4 protein-coding genes are annotated in these 3581 nt (G+C 71.5%); all 4 read left to right on the top strand.

Annotated elements, in window-relative coordinates; translation table 11 throughout:
- Positions 1-125: 125 nt before the first annotated feature.
- The 4 genes from GL263_RS23410 (at position 126) to def (ending at position 3385) form a co-directional block, all read left to right on the top strand.
- Entirely contained in the window at positions 126-977 is an 852-nt protein-coding gene (locus tag GL263_RS23410; RefSeq protein WP_182857734.1) for a sigma-70 family RNA polymerase sigma factor, read from the top strand.
- Entirely contained in the window at positions 974-1348 is a 375-nt protein-coding gene (gene rsrA / locus GL263_RS23405) for a mycothiol system anti-sigma-R factor (protein WP_182857733.1), read from the top strand. The genes GL263_RS23410 and rsrA overlap by 4 nt, the downstream gene beginning before the upstream one ends.
- Before the next feature lie 300 nt (positions 1349-1648).
- On the top strand, positions 1649-2656 hold the full coding sequence (locus tag GL263_RS23400) for a tetratricopeptide repeat protein (protein WP_182857732.1): 1008 nt from the start codon (positions 1649-1651) through the stop codon (positions 2654-2656).
- 84 nt (positions 2657-2740) lie between these two features.
- Positions 2741-3385 (top strand): peptide deformylase, encoded by a 645-nt coding sequence (gene def, locus GL263_RS23395; RefSeq protein WP_182857731.1) that lies wholly within the window; start codon positions 2741-2743, stop codon positions 3383-3385.
- Positions 3386-3581 lie beyond the last annotated feature (196 nt).

The raw sequence follows: 3581 nt of genomic DNA, 5'->3' as shown, positions 1-3581 counted from the left end.
CCTCCCATCCCGCCGCCCATCCCGTCGCGGATTCCCCCGGCGGCGGGAATGCCGGGAGGGGTCCGCTTGTTGGCAGGGACAGTCGGTACAAAGTCGAGTGATGCACACGAGAGGGAGCCGCCCCCATGGGTTCTGTCGCCTGCCCCCAGCGTCCCCAGGCCGCGAGGCTGGACTGGGCCACTCTGGCGCTGGCCGGCGCCGCGGACGGCCACCCCGTCGACGCTACCGCCCGTGGCCTGCTGCAGGAGCTATCCTCCGAGGCGGGCCCGCCCGTGGAGGCGTCGCCCGTCGCACGTCGCACCGCTACGGAGGAGGTGGGTCTGGTCGCCGGGCCCGAGGACGGAAGCACGCGGTCGGAGACGGAGGCCGAGCGCAACGCCCGCTTCGAGCGGGACGCGCTGGAGTTCCTCGACCAGATGTACTCCGCCGCGCTGCGCATGACCCGCAATCCCGCCGACGCCGAGGACCTGGTCCAGGAGACGTACGCCAAGGCGTACGCGTCCTTCCACCAGTTCCGCGAGGGCACGAACCTCAAGGCGTGGCTGTACCGCATCCTGACCAACACCTTCATCAACTCCTACCGCAAGAAGCAGCGCGAGCCGCAGCGCAGCGCCGCCGAGGAGATCGAGGACTGGCAGCTGGCCAGGGCGGAGTCCCACATGTCCACGGGGCTGCGCTCGGCGGAGTCCCAGGCCCTCGACCACCTGCCGGACTCCGACGTCAAGGAGGCCCTTCAGGCCATTCCCGAGGAGTTCCGGATCGCGGTCTATCTCGCGGACGTCGAGGGCTTTGCGTACAAGGAGATCGCGGACATCATGGGTACCCCTATCGGCACCGTGATGTCCCGGCTGCACCGGGGGCGGCGCCAGCTGCGCGGCATGCTGGAGGACTACGCGCGTGAGCGCGGCATGGTCCCGGCGTCCGCCGGCGGGGGCGCGTTGGAGGAGTCGCACAACCGGAAAGGCTCGGGCTCATGAGTAGCTCAGACCCCAATGAGACGAACTGCTCTGAAGTCCTGGACCATCTCTACGAGTACCTGGACCAGGAGATGCCCGACTGCGACCGCGACAAGCTCGCCGAGCACTTCGACGAGTGTTCGCCCTGCCTGGAGAAGTACGGCCTGGAGCAGGCGGTGAAGAAGCTCGTCAAACGCTGCTGCGGCCACGACGAGGTGCCGACCGACCTCCGGTCGAAGGTGATGAGCCGGATCGAGCTGATCCGGGCCGGCCAGGCGGTGCCGGAGCAGACCGTGGTGGACGTGGCCGGGTACACCCATCCGGCGCCCTCCGCCGAGGAGTCGGACGAGGACCCCGCCGCCTCGTCCTCCCCCCGCCGGAACACCCACTGAGCCGACGGGCCCTCCCGCGTTCCGTCCGGCTGTGCGAGGCCCCCGAATCCCACGCTCGGGGGTACTTCCGGTTTTCCCCTCGCGCGCGAGCGCACCCTGACGCAAGCTGACCCCAGGAAACCTCCGGGTCCCTCCCCGACCGGCGGGACCCACGGGTAATGAGCGCGCCTCGCGGCGGGCATGGTTGGATGCGAGAACAGTTTTCGCGGCGACGGTTCGACGACTTGTCGTCGGACGTCGGTCGCCGGGTACCGGCAAGGGTGTCTCACAACCGACAGGCGGGAATCAGGCGGGATCATCGTGAAGTTCTTCGGCAGGGCACGGCATCGGCCATCCACCGACTGGCGGCTGGCCACCGACCGCGCGTTCACCCTCATCGGCGACGGCCGGTACGAGGACGCGGGCGCGCTGCTCACCCGTGCCGCCGATCTCGAACCCTGGCTGTCGGAGTCCTGGTTCAACCTGGCGCTGCTGCACAAGTTCCGGCACGACTGGGAGCAGGCCCGCACGGCGGGGCTGCGGGCCGTGGCGCTGCTGGACCGTTCCGCCGGCGCCCCCGACTGGTGGAACCTGGGCATCGCCGCCACCGCCCTCCAGGACTGGCCGCTGGCGCGCCGCGCCTGGCAGGCATACGGACTGCGGGTACCGGCCACGGCCGAGGAGTCCGGCGGGGACGAGCCGGTCGGCATGGGCCTGGGCAGCGCCGCGCTGCGGCTCTCACCGGAGGGCGAGGCGGAGGTCGTCTGGGGCCGCAGGCTGGACCCGGCGCGGATCGAGGTGCAGTCCATCCCGCTGCCGTCCTCCGGTCGCCGCTGGGGCGAGGTGGTGCTGCACGACGGTGTCCCGCACGGCGAGCGGCTGTTGACGATGTCCGGTACGCCGACGGCCTTCCCGGTGTTCGACGAGATAGAGCTGTGGGCGCCCTCCCCGGTGCCGACGTGGGTGGTCCTCCTGGAGGCCGCCACCGAGGCCGACCGGGACGCCCTGGAACTGCTCGCGGCGGACGCCGGCTTCGCCGCCGAGGACTGGTCGGCCTCCGTACGGCTGCTGTGCCGCTCCTGCTCGGAGTCGCGCATGCCCAGCGACGAGGGCGACGGCAACCACCGCCAGGACCCGCACGACCACAGCGCCCCGGGGCAGCCCGGTCCGCTCGGCCACATGAACACCGGCGGGCCCGGCCAGCTGTGGCACCCGGAGCGCGAGTGCGGTGTCGCGGCACCGGCCGGCCTGGTGCGCGGCCTGCTGGACGGCTGGGTCGCCGACAGCCCGGACACCCGCGAGTGGCGGGATCTGGAAGAGGTCTGCTGAGCCGCCGCGGCACGCCCCGTACCCTGTAGGGCGACACCCGGCAGTGCAAAGGCCGGCAGGTTCGAGGAAGGCGTACGGCTGAAGATGTCCCAGCAGCAGGAGACCCGCTCCCAGGACGCGGCGGACGGCCCGGACGAGTTCATCGTCGACACCGAGGACTGCGCGGCGCGCGAGGAGGCGCACCGGCTGCGCGGCACGGCCCGGCCGATCACGGTCGTCGGCAACCCGGTGCTGCACCGGGAGTGCCGGGACGTCACCGACTTCGGCCCCGAGCTGGCCGCGCTCGTGGACGACATGTTCGCCTCGCAGCGCGCGGCCGAGGGCGTGGGCCTGGCCGCGAACCAGATCGGCGTCGACCTGAAGGTCTTTGTCTACGACTGCCCCGACGACGAGGGCGCCCGCCACGTGGGCGTGGTCTGCAACCCGGTGCTGGACGAACTGCCCGCCGAGCTGCGCCGCCTGGACGACAGCAACGAGGGCTGCCTGTCGGTGCCCGGCGCCTACGCCGAGCTGGCCCGGCCCGACTACGCCGTGGTGCGCGGCCAGGACCTCGAAGGCAAGCCGATCGCCGTGCGCGGCACGGGCTACTTCGCCCGCTGCCTCCAGCACGAGACGGACCACCTCTACGGCCGGCTGTACATCGACCGGCTGTCCAAGCGGGACCGGAAGGACGCGCTGCGGCAGATGGCCGAGGGCACCCCGCGCTACGAGACCGTCCCCAACGACTGAGCCCGTCCCGGGGGCGCGGGACTTCTTCACAGGTCGGCCCACTGGCGTTTCCACCCGGAACCCGGTGAGTTGTTGACGTGTTCCGGTGGCTGGGCCACGCTCTGTTGGCATGCCCGGACGGACGGTGCGCACACCGCCGTCCGGGCACCGCTCACGCGACCTGACCATCACCGTGAAGGGGAACGCTTCCTTGAAG

The sequence above is a fragment of the Streptomyces durbertensis genome (assembly GCF_014156695.1).
GTDB classification, from domain to species: Bacteria; Actinomycetota; Actinomycetes; order Streptomycetales; family Streptomycetaceae; genus Streptomyces; species Streptomyces durbertensis.
The sequence above is the reverse complement of the archived record's forward strand: the minus strand, read 5'-3'. Positions and strand labels throughout refer to the sequence as shown.

Bases quoted from the DNA above. Each gene is read 5' to 3' on its own strand.
- GL263_RS23410 (WP_182857734.1), top strand. From the start codon at position 126: ATGGGTTCTGTCGCCTGCCCCCAGCGTCCCCAGGCCGCGAGGCTGGAC.
- rsrA (WP_182857733.1), top strand. From the start codon at position 974: ATGAGTAGCTCAGACCCCAATGAGACGAACTGCTCTGAAGTCCTGGAC.
- def (WP_182857731.1), top strand. From the start codon at position 2,741: ATGTCCCAGCAGCAGGAGACCCGCTCCCAGGACGCGGCGGACGGCCCG.